The following is a 14597-nucleotide window of genomic DNA, read 5'->3' as shown; positions in this document are numbered from 1 at the left end:
GGGTCGGACAGCATGCGGCCATGCCCCACCTCCCGCACGCCGACGGCGACTACGCGATCACCGTCCTGTACTCCGTGCCCGACGACGCCTGGTACCTGGAGCTGGACCGTGTCGCCGACCAGCGCACCGTGGCGATCGCGATCGTCCCCGACGAGGACCCTGCCCGGGAACCGACCGTGAGCTTCGATCCCGGCGCGGGGCACGTCCGCGTGCCGTACGAGGTCATGCGCTGGTTCATGGAGCAGGTGGCGGAGGAGGTACGGACGAGCCGTGCCTGGATGGGGCTCCGGCCGGAACTCGTCCACGTCATCCACGCGTTGAGGCAGGAACACCTGGGCGTCATCGCCGACGAGGACTTCGCCCGGGTGCTGCCGGAGGTGCGGGCAGCCGTGCCCGAAGCGGACCTGGCACCGGTCCTGGCGGCGGCCTTCGGACGGACACCGGACGGGGGCTTCGTGTGCTGAGCCCGGCGGCGCGGAAGGCCGGGACCGGCCGAGGGACGGCCGTCAGGCCCCCCCCTCGGGCTCCAAGGCCTCCTCGGCCGCTGGGTACGCCTCACGGACATGGGCGGGGATGCGGCCCCGGTAGTTGACGACGATGCCGTTCTCGCGGGTCCATTCCTCCAGGTCGCGGTCCTGCGCCTGGTGGGGTGGCCGGATGCCCTCCAGGCCGTCCGCGATGTCCGTGAGGTAGGCGGACAGCGAGGGGTGCACGGCCTCCTCGGGGCCCTCGCTCTCGCTCCACGAACCCACCGTTCCGGTACGGGTGTCGAGGAAGGTCCCGTACAAGCCGTCGTCCTCCGCCACGATCGGCAACCACTCCCTGCGCCAGAGCGAACGGTCAAGCGCCGCCAGGTCCATGCGCGCCGCGTGGACCCGCTCGATGTCGGTCAGGCCGAGGAGGGACCAGCTGGGGGTGACGCCCGCGCAACCGTACGCCACCAAGGTCGTACGCGGCGCGTCCCGCCGCCCCGCCTCCGCGTCGTGCGCGAGCAGGAACTGGCGTACTGCGGGGGTGAGTCGTACGCCCATGTGCCCCTCCGCGGCGTGGATGGAATCGGCGTCCCCCGGACCTCCGAGACGGGCGTGCACCTCGGGGGCATGCGCCTCCAGCCACGCGGAGATCCGGGCCCAGGCGCGGAGCACCGCTGCCGCTTCATGCTCATCGGGCGACGGCGCAGACGGCGTAGACGGCGCAGACGGCGTAGACGGCGTAGACGGCGTAGACGGCGTAGACGGCGTAGACGGCACAGAGGGTGTGGGCGGTATGGGGGACACGGGCTCGCTTCTCCCCTGCAGGTCCGCCGGGAGTTGCTGGACCAGCCCGACCCGGGTCGGCTCGATGGTGTTCATGTCGTCAGTGTGTCCCCGGGCACTGACAACGCCGGTCGTCGTGCCGCCCCCTACCTGCCCATCAGCTTCCGCAGGTCCGTCGCCAGGGAGGCGATCGCTTCCGGATTGCGGGGGCTTTCGACCAGTTCCGCGTAGTCGAGCACGACGATGCGGTCGTTCTTGATCGCGGAGACGTTCTTCAGCGGGGCGTAGGACTTCAGGAAGGAACGCTTCTGCTCCGCCGTCGTGTCGCCGTAGTTGTTGATCACGATGACCTCGGGGTCGCGCTCGACCACCGTCTCCCAGCCGACCGTCGCCCAGCTGTCCTTCAGGTCCTTCATCACGTGGTCGCCGCCCGCCCGCGTGATGATGTCGTGCGGCGCCGCGTACAGGCCCGAGGTGAACGGCTTGTCCGTGCCCGCGTCGTAGAGGAAGACACGGGGGCGGTCCGCGCCCTTGAGCGCTTTCGCCTCCGCGTCCGCCACCTGCTTGCGGAACTTCGTGATCAGGGCCTCCGCCCGGTCCTCGACCGCGAAGACGCGGCCCAGGTTGCGCAGGTCGGCGTAGAGGGCGTCCAGCGGCGGCATCACCCCGCGCGACTGCGCGCCGACGCCGTTCCGGCAGGACTCGCTCAGGAGGTAGGAGCCGATGCCGACCTTCTTCAGGTCGGCGGGCGTGAAGCCCTCGCCCTCGTTGAAGCCGTAGTTCCAGCCGGCGAAGACCAGGTCGGCGCGGGCGTCGAGGGCCATCTCCTTGTTGATCTGCTTCTTGGAGAGCCACTTCGTCTTTGCGTAGCCGTCCTTCCAGGGGACGGAGGTCAGGTCGCCCTTGTCGTCCGGCATCACGAAGCCCGCCATGTGCTTCTCCAGGCCGAGCGCGAACATGATCTCGGTGATGCCGACGTCGTTCGTGACCACGCGCTGCGGGGCCTTCGGGTACGCCTGCTTCTCGCCGCAGTTGGTGATGGTGACGGGGTAATGGGCGTCGCCGGACGGCTTCGCGGCGGGCTTGGCGTCATCGGTGACCTGCGCGCCGCAGGCGGTGAGGGAGGTCAGGAGCAGCGCGGCGAAGGGGAGGGTGAGGGTGCGGGTGCGCATGAGGTGCGGGGGTCCTTAGGAAGGGGTGGGCAGGAGGCGGTCGAAGAGGAGCTGCACCGCGCCGGTCTCCGGGTGCCGGACGCGGTGGGCCCGTACGCCGAATACGTCCGCGAGGAGTTCCGGGGTCAGCACGTCGTGCGGCGGGCCGGAGGCGACGATGCGGCCGGACTCGATGACGTACAGCAGATCGCAGTGCAGGGCGGCGAGGTTCAGGTCGTGGAGCGCGGTGAGGACGGTCAGGCCGCTGCCGCGCACCAGGGCGAGGACTTCCAACTGCTGGGCGATGTCGAGGTGGTTCGTGGGCTCGTCGAGGATCAGGGCGCGCGGCTGCTGGGCGAGCGCGCGGGCGATCAGGACGCGCTGTTTCTCGCCGCCGGAGAGGGTGAGGTAGCCCCGGTCGGACAGGTGGGAGGCACCCACCTGGGCGAGGGCCGTGGCACAGGTGTCGCGGTCCTCGTCCGAGGTGCGGGCCATCGCGCGCTGGTGCGGGACGCGGCCCATCGCGACGACCTCGGCCACCGTGAAGTCGAACTCCGTGGAGGCCTCCTGGGGGAGCGCGGCCAGGCGGCGCGCGCTCTCCCGCGCGCTCATGCCGTACAGGTCGTCGCCGTCGAGGAGGACGGTGCCGGAGCTCGGGCGCAGGGCGCGGTAGACGGTGCGCAGGAGGGTGGACTTGCCGCTGCCGTTCGGGCCGATCAGGCCGACGAGTTGGCCGGTGGCGGCGTGCAGGGTGATGTCCGAGACCAGCCGCGCACCGGCGATCTCGACGGACAGGCCGGTGACGTCGATACGCATCACGCACCCCCGAAGCTGTAGGACTTGCGCCGCATGAGGAGGACGAAACAGGGGACTCCGACGGCCGCCGTCAGCACGCCGACCGGCAGTTCGACGGGCGCGAGGACGGTACGGGACAGCACGTCGACCCAGATCAGCAGCAGCGCGCCCAGCAGCGGGGCCACCGCGAGGAGGCGGCGATGATCGGCGCCCACCAGCATCCGTACCGCATGCGGAACCATCAGCCCCACGAAGCCGATCGCCCCGCTCACCGCGACCACCGCACCGGTCACGGCCGCGCACACGACGAACAGTTCTTTACGAAACCGGCCCGCGTCGACCCCGAGCGCGGCGGCGGTCTCGTCGCCCATCGCGAGGGCGTTCAACCGGCGCGCCGACCAGGCGAGATGGGCCAGACCGGCGAGCACGGCACCCGCCGCGATCGGCACCGAGGCCCAGCTCGCGCCGCCCAGGCTGCCCAGCAGCCACATCATGGCGGAACGGGCCGCCTCGCCGCGTTCGGCGGCGAACACCATGAAGGTGGTGATGGCCGAGAAGCCGTAGTACATGGCGGTGCCGGTCAGGACCAGGCGCAGCGGCGTGAGCCCGCGCGGGGTGCGCGCGACGACGTACACGAGGGTCATCGCGGCGAGCGCGGAGACGAACGCGGCCGCCGACAGCGCCCACACCCCCAGTGCACCGAGCGCGCCGAAGAGCAGGACGGCGTTCGCGCCGACGGCCGCGCCCGAGGAGATGCCCAGGACGAACGGGTCGGCCAGGGCGTTGCGGACCATGGCCTGCACGGCGATGCCGATCGCGGACAGGCCCGCGCCGACGACGGCGGCGAGGACGGCGCGCGGGAAACGCAGCTCCCAGACGATCGTGTACGCGGGGACCTCGTCCGGGGATATGGAGCCGCCGCTCAGCCCCGCCCAGAGGTAGCGCAGGACTTCCGCCCAGGTCAGACCGGACGCGCCGAGGCCCGCGCCGCAGACCAGGGAGAGGACGACGGCGGCGAGGAGGGCGGGGACGAGAAGGGCGAGGGGCAGCCGCCGGGGCGGCGCGGGGCCGGACGTGGTGCGGGCCGCCGCGGAGGGCGTGACGGGGCGGCGGTCGGTGGGCGTGGCCACGGGCAGGATCGCTTTCGCCTCGGGCCGCACGGCTGCGGCGACCGAAGCGGACCGGGAGTGCGGGACGCCCGGCGCAGCGTCTTTCGCAGTCCACGGCGAATTGACTCGTGCAGTTCGCTCCGCGGGTGATCGGGCTCGCGGGACCTGTGGCACCTACAAAGCCAGTGGGTCCGCCTACCGTTGCGGGTCAGCGCCGGACTTCGACCGGCTTCCCCCGCGGAGTTCCTGCAGCTTAAGGGGTGGACGGAGGGCCTTGATGCCGGGGGCTGCGACCTCGGGCCCCCGCTGGTTCGCGGCCCGGCCCGGGGGCCTCCCGCCCGGACCGGGGAGGTCCGGGCGACAGGGTGCCGTACAGGATCAGCCGCAACGCCCCCTCGGCGTCTTCCGCGTCACCACGTCCGGCGTCCCCGTCGTCGCGTCCAGCCAGACGACCTGGGCACCGGACACCGCCGCCGCGGCGATCTGCTCGCCCCGGTTGCAGGAGACACGGCCCTTGTACGTCCCCGGGGCGTCCGGCGCGCCCGAGGCCGCGAACTGGTGGAGCTTGCCGGTCGACTCGTTCCGTATCGCGGTGTCGGGGACGTACGTGCCGACCGTCACGGTGTCCGCCGAGACCGTCAGGTCGTACATGTTCAGGGCGTTCGGCCCGGTCTGCGGGCTGAGGTCGACGATGTTCGCGCCCGCGAGGTCGGAGCGGCGCAGGGTCGTCCTTCCCTCCGCCGAGCCGTCGTCCAGCAGCCAGAAGAGGTGTGTGCCGTTGAGGGCGGTCGGGCCGAGGCTGGTGCCGCTCGGGTTCTCGCGGACGACGGTGTTCTCGCCGGTCGCGACGGTGAGGAGGCGTGTGGCGAGGGAGTATTCGGCGGCGCGCGGAGCAGTCTCCGTGAGGGCGACCCGCCGCCGCTCCTGGTAGGCCACCTTGCCGTTGCTCGCCGAGGAGCCGTGCGCGCGGTGGTAGGTGCCGCCGCCGATGGACTCGATCTTCGACGGGTCCTTCAGGCTCAGGTACTTCACGCCCATCCGGCCGCCGTGGTTGTAGAAGTCGAACGCGACCAGGTCGCCGTCGACGTCGAGGGAGCTGCCGGTGGCCCTGCCCTCCCACAGCTTCTTGATCACGCCCCCGGCGATCGGCCGGGACAGCACCTCTGTGCCGCCGGGGCCCACCGCCTGCCAGACCACCGTCTTCCCGTCGGTGGCCGGATTGACGTGATAGCGGCCGTCGTTGGGGCTCATCAGGCGCTTCTCGCCCTTGCCGTCCACCCGTCCGGCCCACACGGAGTACGGTTCCGAGCCCGCCTCGTTCGACTTCGACGCCGCCCACCAGCCGCCGCCCGCGCCGAGGTTCGTGTCGGCGGTGTGGATGCGGCCGAACAGCTTCTCGGAGTCGATGCCGAGCGCCTGCTCCCAGCCGGGCACGATGCCGTGCGCGGTGAAGGCACGGGCGAGCGCCTTCTGCTGGGCGGCCGTGACCTGGAGGTCCTTCGCCGCCGCCAGCACGGCCGCGCGGCCCTCGGTGAAGCCGTCGATCGGGGTGAGGTACTGCGTCAGGGCCTTGTAGACGATGCGGTCGGCGAGGTCCGCGCCCAGTTCCTTGCGGGCGTCCCACAGGGCGCCGCCGAAGATCGTGGAGTTGAGGTGGACACCGCCGTTGTCGTTGGCGTACCCGACGCCGACGAAGGAGCCGGCCGTGGTGCGGCCGTCGCCCAGGTCGCGCAGGGCGCAGTCGCGCGGGCCCTTGGTGCGGCACAGGCGGTCGCCGACCAGGCCTGAGTCGGGGTCGGACATGGGGACGTCGTACGCGGCGGTCTCGATCGCGTTGCCGAAGTAGTCCGCGATCGCCTCGTTCATCGCGCCGGACTGGCCCGCGTAGACCAGGTTCGCGGAGGTCTCGACGACGGCGTGCGTCATCTCGTGCCCGACGACGTCCAGCCCGGCCGACAGCGGGAGGTACTCCTCGTCGCCGATGCCGTAGACCATCTTCTGGCCGTCCCAGAAGGCGTTCACGTACGGCATGCCGTAACTGCTGATCCCGACCAGGGAGTTGATGGTCATGCCCCGGCCGTCGAGGCTGTCGCGGCCGTGCTTGTCCTTGAAGTAGTCGAAGACGCGGGCCGCTCCCCAGTGCGCGTCGACCGCGCCTGCCTCGGTGGCGTCCGTGCCGAAGGCGGGGGTGGGGGAGGAGAACTCCTGGATGCCCTCGGGCCAGCGCCCGGACACGTCGCTCGCCCACGTGCCGCGGGCGTCCCAGGTGGACAGGGTGCGGTTGTAGCCGTCGTCCTGGGGGAGGCGGGTGCGGTCGCGCAGGACGTACAGGCCGCGCGTCTCGTCGTGGTCGACGTCGAGGGTGACGGGCTTGCCGTCCAGCTTGGTGCCGCTGCCCTTCGTGGCCTGGAGCGGCGGTTTCCCCTCCGTCGCGCGCGGTGCGGTGAACGTCTTGATACCGCTGTACTGGAGCACCGGATACCCGGCGCGCGCATCGACGTACACCTCGCTCAGTACGGGTTCGCCGCTCGCGGGGTCGGTGCCGCGCACCGTGACGTGGTGCGTGAGGACGCCCGGGCCCTGGGGGAGGACGACCAGGCCGCGTGCGGTGCCCTCAAGGACGGGGTCCTCGTCGGAGAACTTCCGGTCGGTGAGCCGGGTGCGGGTCGCGTCCACCGCGCGTTCGACCGCCAGCGCGGCGTCGACCTGCGGCGTCGTGCTCGCGGTCAGTCCCGTGAAGTACTTGCCCGAGGTGCCGGTGACGACCCGCTCGCCGCCCGCGCGTTCCATCCGTACGACGTACTGGCCGCCCAGCACCGGCACACCCCGGTGCTGCTGCTGGAGCCGTACGGTCTCCTGGCCCCCGGCGGTCTGGGTGCCGCCCGCCGGGGCCAGGTCGCGTGTCGCGTCGGCGATCCGGTAGCGGTCGCGCTTCCGGCTCAGATACGTCCGGGCCGCGTCCGGCGCGCTGCCCGTGCCGGGCGCGGCCTCGCGGATGCCGCGCACCAGCGCGGGGGTGGAGGTGCCCTGGCCGGGGGTGACGTCACCGGTGGCGGGCGTGGGGTCGGGGGCGGCGTGGGCGGTGCCCGGGGCGGTCAGGGTGAGTGCGGCGACGCCGAGCAGCGCGGCCGCGCCGGATATCCGGTGTCTTCGGGACGCACCTGCGGGTGCGGTTCTTCGTGAGTGGCTCACTGGTTTCTCGTTCCCCCTCGTCGGTCGCCGGGCGGCGGCTCGCGGTCCGGCAGGGGACATCGAAGCGGTTGGGGCCTCGGTCGATCAATGGTGCGGGGGTGGCGGGAGTCGACTTCCAGCCGTCCGCTGTTCGATTTCCGGGAGGCGGGATACCGGTCATTTGGCGGTCGGCCTGAAAGTAAGCGGAATGTGCTCGCTTTCTCGCCAAAACTCCTGATCGAACATTGCCCAAAGCTTGAGAACTTGACCAACTCCCAGTTCAGGGGCGGTATTTACTCAAAATTTGGCAGGAAAACGCTCTGTCATCAAAGGTTAATGTGATGGCAAAGTGAGAGTCACGGGAGCCCTGAAGGCTGTTTCCCGAAAGACCATCGACCCGACCACACCGCGTCCGCCCCCCACGGCAGGGACGCAGGAGGCAGGCCACCATGAAGTCACTGATCGACAACGCCCGTTCCTTCGCCGCCACCCATGTCGCGGACCCGCGGAACGCAGCGGCCTTCGAGGCCCTGCGCGCCGGGCAGTCGCCCGAAGCCCTGTTCATCACCTGCTCCGACTCGCGCGTCGTACCCGCCCTCATCACCGGGGCCCGTCCGGGCGAGCTCTTCGAACTCCGTACGGCGGGCAACGTCGTACCGGAATACCGGGCCCCTCTCCCGCAGGGGGAGGCCGCCACCATCGAGTACGCGGTGAGCGTGCTCGGCGTCCGCGACGTCGTCGTCTGCGGGCACTCGCACTGCGGAGCCGTCGGCGCGCTCGTGCGCCGCGAGGACCTGTCCTCCGTACCCGCCGTACGCGACTGGCTGGAGCACTCCGTCGACCCGCGCGGCGCCGTGCGCACCGCCGCCCCCGCCACCCCCGACGTCGCCGAAGCCGTACAGGCGCACGTCCTCGCGCAAGTCGAGCGGCTGCGGGCCTACCCGTGCATAGCCGAGCGGATCGCCGACGGCTCGCTGACCCTGCACGCCTGGTACTACGAGGTCCACACGGGGACCGTGACGGCCCACCGCCCGAGCGGCGACGAATCCGGTGCCGGCGGCGACCTTCGACCCGCGGGCGTGCGACCCGCGTTCGTCCCGCTGTGAGAACGGCCGAGCACCGACGTCCGGCCCGCATCTCACGACAGGACCCCCACCGTGAAGTCCACCCTGACCACCTCCTTCCGCGCGCCCTATCGCGCCCTGCGTGAACCAGGCGTCCTCCGACAGGACCTCCTCGCCTCACTCGTCGTCTTCCTGGTCGCCCTGCCGCTGTGCGTCGGCGTGGCGGTCGCCTCCGGCGTCCCCGCCGAACTCGGCCTCGTCACCGGCATCGTCGGCGGTCTCGTCGTCGGCCTGCTGCCGGGCAGCGCCCTCCAGGTCAGCGGCCCGGCCGCCGGGCTCACCGTGCTCGTCTTCGAAGCGGTACGGGAGTTCGGGCTCGGCATGCTCGGTGCGATCGTGCTGCTCACCGGCGTGCTCCAGATCGGGCTCGGGCTGCTGAAGTGCGGGCGCTGGTTCCGCGCCATCTCCGTGTCCGTCGTCCAGGGCATGCTGGCCGGCATCGGCCTCGTCCTCATCCTCGGCCAGCTCTACAGCATGACCGGGGCCGACCAACCCCTCTCCGGAACGGCCAAGTTCACCGGGCTGCCGGGGCTGGTCGCCGACACGATCACCTCGCCCGTCGCCCTCACCGCCGCCGCCGTCGGGCTCGGCACGATCGCCGTGCTCGTGGTGTGGCCGAAGCTGCCCGCCGCCGTACGGGTCGTGCCCGCCCCGCTGGCGGCCGTCGCCCTGGCCACCGTGGCCGGGCTCGTCCTGCCGCTGCGCCTGGAGAACGTCACGGTCAAGGGCCTCTTCCACGCCATCCAGCCACCGGGCGCGAGTGACCTGGCCAACCTCGGCAGCCTCGCCGTCCTCGGTACGGTCCTGGCCTTCACGCTCATCGCCTCCGCCGAGTCCCTCTTCAGCGCGGCGGCCGTCGACCGCATGCACGACGGCCCGCGCACCCACTACGACAAGGAACTCGTCGCCCAGGGCGTCGGCAACACCGTCTGCGGTGTGCTCGGCGCGCTGCCGATGACCGCCGTCATCGTCCGCAGTTCCGCCAACGTCCAGGCGGGCGCGCGCACCCCGCTCTCCCGCGTCGTGCACGGCGGCTGGCTGCTGCTCTTCGCGGTGCTCCTCCCCGCGGCGCTCGGCGTCATCCCGCTGGCCGCCCTCGCGGGCGTCCTGATCCACGCGGGCTTCAAGCTGCTGCCGGTCAAGGACCTCGTACCGCTGGTACGGGCGCACCGGGGGGAGGCGCTGGTGCTGGCCACCACGGCGATAGCGATCGTGGTGACCAACATGTTCGAGGGCGTGCTCATCGGCCTCGCGCTGGCGATCGTCAAGGTCGCCTGGGAGACCTCGCACGTGCACGTCCACGTACGGGAGCTGACCGGCGGGCGGATGATCGTCACCCTCACCGGCAACGCCACCTTCCTGCGCCTGCCGCGCATCCTGGAAACGCTGGAGGCGCTGCCCCAGGACCGGCCCATAGAGCTGGACCTGACCACCGTCCACCATCTCGACCACGCGTGCCGCACCACCCTGGAGAACTGGGCGACCCGGCACAACGACGCCGACACGGAGGCGGTCCGGATGCGCACGGCGGCGGCGAAACCGGCCCCCGAGCCGGAACCGGAGGTGGGCGCCCCGCCGGGGTGAGGCGGGCATCGCCGCTGGTCGGGGCGATTGTCAGTGGTGACGTCTAAGGTCTCGTCATGGACACCAGAATCACCAGAATCGACCTGACGCTCGACTGCGCGGACGCCCAACTCCTGCGCGCCTTCTGGAAGACGGCGCTCGGGTACGTCGACAACCCGCCGCCCGCGCCCTTCCGCACCACCGAGGAATGGTTCGCCAGCCTCGACCTGCCGGAGGGCGAGTCGGTGGAGGACGGGGCCTGGCTCTGCGACCCCGCAGGAGCCGGGCCCCTTCTGTCCCTACTCAAGGTGCCCGAGCCCAAGACCGCCAAGAACCGGCTGCACATCGACGTCCGCATCCCCGGGCACGGCAGCGCCGAGGAGCGGTCCGCCCGCCTCGCGGCCGAGGTTGCAAGGCTCACGGAGGCGGGCGGGAGCGTGCTGGCGGAGTCCCAGGGGCATCACGTGGTCATGGCAGACCCTGAGGGGAACGAGTTCTGTGTGGCCCTGTCGGCGGGATGAGCCGCGGCTTCAGGCCAGCCAGGTTCCCTCCCGCATCAGCGTCCGGCCCGGCAACTCGTCCGCCTCGCGCCAGGCCTGGACCAGGCGCGGGGTGACGCGGAACCAGTGGTACGGCGTGGTCGGTTCCCGGGGGTCGAAGCCGGTCCGCGCGCAGAACCGGTCGCCCCGCTCCCCGGGCAGGGCGTCCCGTTCCAGCACCTCGACGTCGCCCTCGATCACGGTCACGTCGCGGGTGGCCCCCAGGCTCAGCCGGACGGTCCGCCCGGCGGCCAGGTTCCGGCCGGTCGGGCTCGCCGCGGGCGTGGCCAGCAGGAGGGTCTCGCCGTCCCACTCGAAGGACAGCGGCACCAGGTGCGGCACACCGTCCGCCGAAGCACTGGCCACCCAGAGGTCGATGTCGTGGGCGAGCCGGTGCTCGGTGTCGCGGCGGCGTTCGGCGGGGGAGCGGGGCGGGGTGTTCACGGGTGCCCTCCTTCGGGGAACGGGGTCAGTCCTGGAGGACGCCGATGAGGTTGCCGTCCGGGTCGGCGAGGGTCGCCACCAGGCGGCCGCCGCCGACGTCCTGCGCGGGCTGGCGGACCGTGGCCCCGGCGGCGGTCAGCTCCGCGACCTTCGCCTCGATGTCGCGCACGTGCCAGTACGCCAGCGACGAGGTCAGGCCCTGCGGACCGCCGCCGGGCACCAGGCCGACGTGCTGGCCCGCGACGTCGAAGCCGACGTAGTAGGGCGCGTCGGTCTGCGGCTCGGTGCCCAGCAGGGCGGCGTACACGGCCTTCGCCTTGGCGAGGTCGGAGACGGGGTGCAGGACGGTCTTGATTCCGGTGGTCATGGCTTCTCCTCAAGAGGTGGGTCGGTGTCCGTGTTCTTCGTGGTCACAGACTCCCCCGGCAGGCACCCCGGCCGCCTCCGTGCTCACCACGGAAAGCCACTACGGATGCCGACTACGGATAATGACTCCGTGCCCAGACCCGTGGTCCCCCCGCCCCCGGCAATATCGGCCCGAGAGGCCGAAGTCCTCGCCCTGCTGGGGGAGTTCCTCAGCAACGCGGAGATAGCCGCCCGCCTGTTCATCTCCGTACGCACCGTGGAGTCGCACGTCTCCTCGCTGCTGCGCAAGCTGGAGGTGCCGGACCGGCGCGCGCTCTCCCGGCATGCCGCCGAACAGGCCCGCACGCAGCCGTCCGCACCCGCCCCCGTCCTCCCCACCCCGCTGACGGCGTTCGTCGGCCGGGTGCGCGAGCGGGAGGAGCTGGCCGAGGCGGTGACGGCGCGCAGGCAGGTCAGCGCCGTCGGCCCCGGCGGCGTCGGCAAGACGCGCCTCGCCCTGGCCGTCGCCGCCCAACTGGCCGAGGACGAGGACCACTTCGCCGACGGGGTGTGGTTCGTCGACCTGGTCCCGGTCACCGACCCGGCCCGCCTGGCCGCGACCGTGGCCGCCGCCGTCGGCGTGGGCGAGCAGCCCGGCCGCGACATCGACGAGTCCCTGCTGTCCACCCTCGCCGGTCGCCGGGCCCTGCTCGTACTCGACAATTGTGAGCAAGTACGGGACGGGGTGGGCCCGTTCCTGGAGCGGCTCCTCGCCGCCTGCCCGCACCTGCACGTCCTGGCCACCAGCCGGGCCCGCCTCCTGGTCCCCTTCGAGTGGGTGTACCCGGTGCCGCCGCTGTCCCGCGAGGGCGGCGACGCCTCCGAGGCCGTCAGCCTCTTCATGGAACGTGCGGCAGCCGTCGGCCTGCCGCCCGACCCGACGGTACGGGGCCGGGTCGTGGCCCTGTGCGAACGCCTCGACGGCATGGCGCTCGCCATCGAACTCGCGGCGGCCCGCTGGGCGACCCTCGGCCTCGACGGCCTGACCGCCGGACTCTCCGACCAGCTCCGCGTGCTGTCCGGCGGCCCCCGCGCCACCGACCGGCACCGGTCCGTCCGCGCCGCCCTGGACTGGAGCCACGACCTCCTCGACCCGGCGGACCGGGCCCTGCTGCGCCGCGTCTCCGTCTTCGCCGCGCCCTTCACGGCCCCGGCGGCGGGCGAGGTGGCGGGATACGCCCCGCTCACCCCGGAGTCGGTGGCCGAAGGCCTCGGCCGCCTCGCCGAACAGAGCCTGCTCACCGTCCTGCCCTCCGCCTCCGCAACCCGCTACCGGGCCCTGGAGACCATCCGCCAGTACGGCGCGGAACGCCTGACAGAGGCGGACGAGTCCCCGCACACACGCGCCCGCCACGTGCGGTGGTGCCTGGCGGCCGCCGCCGACCTCGGCACCACCGACACCGGAGCGGACTGGCGCGCCCGCTTCGATGCCCTGGCCGGAGACCTGCGGGCGGCGCTCGCCTGGGCGGCCGCCGAGCCCGCCCACCGCCCCGAGGTGCACGACCTGGCGCTGCGCCTCGCGGAGCTGACCTTCGCCGGGAACCTCCTCGGCGAGGCCCAACAGCGGTACGAGCAGGCGGCGGAGCTGGCCCAACCGGCCGAGGGCGACGACGCGGTGCGGGGGCGGACCCCTGCCGACGCGACGCTCGCCCGGGCCTCCGCCGACGCGGCGTGCACCCGGGCCTCCGCCGACGCCCTGCGGCACGCCGCCGGGGTCGCCGGGTGCCGACGCCACGGGGACGACATGTACCGGCTGCACCTCGCCGCCGCGGAGGTCGCCCGGCGCGGCGGGGACACGGCGGGCGCCGCCGGGGATCTCGCGGCCGCGGCCACCGTCGCGTACCGCTTCTCCAGCGAGTTCACCCGGCTGCCCTCCGTTGCGGAGGCCACCGAGCTGCTCACGCGGGCGCGCACGTGGGCCGAGGCGGCGGACACCCCCGACCCCGCCGCCGCGGCCGGGGTCGCGCTCGCCGAGGCGGCGGTGCTGGCGGACGCGTTCGGCGCGGTGCAAGGGAGTGCGGACAACACCGCGCAGGAGACGGTCGATCACGCCGAACAGGCCGTCGCCCTGGCCCGACGCGCGGGCGACCCGGTCGCCGAGTCCGCCGCCCTCGACGCCCTTTCCGGCGCCCGCACCTGGGCGGGCGAGAGCTTCGCAGCCGCCGACGCGGCCCGGCGGCGTATCGACGTCCTCGCGGCAGCCCCGCGTACCCCCGCGAGCGCGCACGAACTCACCGACGCACTCGCCATGGCCGCCGGAACGGCCGTCGGCGTCGGCGACCTCCCGGCGGCCCGGCGGTGGGGCACGCGGCTCGCGGAGCTGCCCATGCTCGCCGAAGTGGGCCACTACGCCACGTCCTGGCTGCTGGTCGCGGACGCGTTCGCGGGCGACGCGCCGGGTGTGCTCGCGGGCGGCGCGAGGTTCCTCGACGGGTGGGAACAGAGCGGGCAGCAACGGTCGTTCTCGCTCGGGCCCGCCGCCGCGGCCACCGCGATGATCCACGGTCTGCGCGGCGACGACGAGGCCCGGACACGCTGGCTCGCGCTCGTCGACGACGCGGGCACCGCGTCGGAGTACCGGTACGGGTACGGAGCCGTCTTCGACGCGCTGCACCTGCTGCACCGGGGCGAAGTGGACGCCGCACTGAAGCGGGTCGCCCCGGAGCCGGAACAGGTGTGGAAGTGGGTGTCGTGGATCTGGCTGCACTGGTACGTCGCGCTGCGCGCGGAGGCGGCCGTGCTGGCCGGGCACCCGGAGGCTGCGGTACGGATCGCCGCCGCGCGCCGGGTCGTCGCGGGCAATCCGGTGGCGTCGGCGCAGGTGCAGCGGGCGGAAGCGCTGAGGGTGGGCGACGTGCCGGAGCTGCTGCGCTTGGCGCGGGACTTGGAGGCGGCGGGCTGCCCGTACCAGGCGGCGCGGACGCTGGTGCTGGCCGGGGGAGAGCATGCGAAGGAGGGGGCGGAGGCGCTGGCGCGACGGGGCTTCGCGGTTGCCGAGTAGGGGCTCTTCCGGGGGGCGGCTCAGGCCGTCATGCTGGCC

The 14597-nt window shown here is 72.8% G+C and carries 12 protein-coding genes and 1 riboswitch; of the genes, 5 read left to right on the top strand and 7 right to left on the bottom strand.

Features of this window, described 5'->3' with window-relative positions; translation table 11 throughout:
* Positions 1 to 20: 20 nt before the first annotated feature.
* The gene (locus ACIO3O_RS02635) at positions 21 to 464 is read left to right on the top strand and encodes a hypothetical protein (protein ID WP_401741005.1); all 444 of its coding nucleotides are present in this window, start codon (positions 21 to 23) and stop codon (positions 462 to 464) included.
* 42 nt (positions 465 to 506) lie between these two features.
* On the opposite strand, the gene ACIO3O_RS02630 is transcribed toward ACIO3O_RS02635, so the two are convergent.
* The 5 genes from ACIO3O_RS02630 to ACIO3O_RS02610 all read right to left on the bottom strand — a co-directional run bounded on the left by ACIO3O_RS02630 (position 507) and on the right by ACIO3O_RS02610 (position 7503).
* Complete coding sequence (locus ACIO3O_RS02630) at positions 507 to 1145, bottom strand: SMI1/KNR4 family protein (protein WP_401741004.1); 639 nt, start codon at positions 1143 to 1145, stop codon at positions 507 to 509.
* A 257-nt stretch (positions 1146 to 1402) separates the two neighbouring features.
* Complete coding sequence (locus ACIO3O_RS02625; RefSeq protein WP_401741002.1) at positions 1403 to 2428, bottom strand: ABC transporter substrate-binding protein; 1026 nt, start codon at positions 2426 to 2428, stop codon at positions 1403 to 1405.
* A gap of 15 nt (positions 2429 to 2443) precedes the next feature.
* Entirely contained in the window at positions 2444 to 3223 is a 780-nt protein-coding gene (locus ACIO3O_RS02620; RefSeq protein WP_401741000.1) for an ABC transporter ATP-binding protein, read from the bottom strand.
* On the bottom strand, positions 3223 to 4332 hold the full coding sequence (locus ACIO3O_RS02615; RefSeq protein WP_401740998.1) for a FecCD family ABC transporter permease: 1110 nt from the start codon (positions 4330 to 4332) through the stop codon (positions 3223 to 3225). The genes ACIO3O_RS02620 and ACIO3O_RS02615 overlap by 1 nt, the downstream gene beginning before the upstream one ends.
* 102 nt (positions 4333 to 4434) lie before the next feature.
* Positions 4435 to 4596, bottom strand: a riboswitch (cobalamin riboswitch).
* Positions 4597 to 4689: 93 nt separating this feature from the next.
* The gene (locus ACIO3O_RS02610) at positions 4690 to 7503 is read right to left on the bottom strand and encodes a M4 family metallopeptidase (protein WP_401740995.1); all 2814 of its coding nucleotides are present in this window, start codon (positions 7501 to 7503) and stop codon (positions 4690 to 4692) included.
* Between the two features lie 428 nt (positions 7504 to 7931).
* Here ACIO3O_RS02610 and ACIO3O_RS02605 point away from each other — a divergent pair, with 428 nt between their 5' ends.
* The 3 genes from ACIO3O_RS02605 to ACIO3O_RS02595 all read left to right on the top strand — a co-directional run bounded on the left by ACIO3O_RS02605 (position 7932) and on the right by ACIO3O_RS02595 (position 10690).
* Entirely contained in the window at positions 7932 to 8588 is a 657-nt protein-coding gene (locus tag ACIO3O_RS02605; RefSeq protein WP_401740992.1) for a carbonic anhydrase, read from the top strand.
* Positions 8589 to 8651: 63 nt separating this feature from the next.
* Positions 8652 to 10190 carry a SulP family inorganic anion transporter gene (locus ACIO3O_RS02600; protein ID WP_401741854.1) on the top strand — a complete coding sequence of 513 codons (1539 nt, stop codon included), beginning with the start codon at positions 8652 to 8654 and terminating at the stop codon, positions 10188 to 10190.
* A 56-nt stretch (positions 10191 to 10246) separates the two neighbouring features.
* Positions 10247 to 10690: a VOC family protein gene (locus tag ACIO3O_RS02595; protein WP_401740990.1), complete on the top strand. Its 444-nt coding sequence runs from the start codon at positions 10247 to 10249 to the stop codon at positions 10688 to 10690.
* Positions 10691 to 10699: 9 nt separating this feature from the next.
* Here ACIO3O_RS02595 and ACIO3O_RS02590 read toward each other — a convergent pair whose 3' ends face one another.
* The gene (locus ACIO3O_RS02590) at positions 10700 to 11152 is read right to left on the bottom strand and encodes a pyridoxamine 5'-phosphate oxidase family protein (RefSeq protein ID WP_401740987.1); all 453 of its coding nucleotides are present in this window, start codon (positions 11150 to 11152) and stop codon (positions 10700 to 10702) included.
* Between the two features lie 25 nt (positions 11153 to 11177).
* On the bottom strand, positions 11178 to 11519 hold the full coding sequence (locus ACIO3O_RS02585) for a VOC family protein (RefSeq protein ID WP_401740985.1): 342 nt from the start codon (positions 11517 to 11519) through the stop codon (positions 11178 to 11180).
* A gap of 129 nt (positions 11520 to 11648) precedes the next feature.
* Here ACIO3O_RS02585 and ACIO3O_RS02580 point away from each other — a divergent pair, with 129 nt between their 5' ends.
* A complete protein-coding gene (locus tag ACIO3O_RS02580; protein ID WP_401740982.1) occupies positions 11649 to 14558 on the top strand; it encodes an ATP-binding protein in 2910 nt (969 codons plus the stop codon).
* Positions 14559 to 14597: the final 39 nt, after the last annotated feature.

This window comes from Streptomyces sp. NPDC087440 (assembly GCF_044744005.1).
Taxonomy (GTDB): Bacteria; Actinomycetota; Actinomycetes; order Streptomycetales; family Streptomycetaceae; genus Streptomyces.
This window is presented reverse-complemented; position numbering and strand designations above follow the sequence as displayed.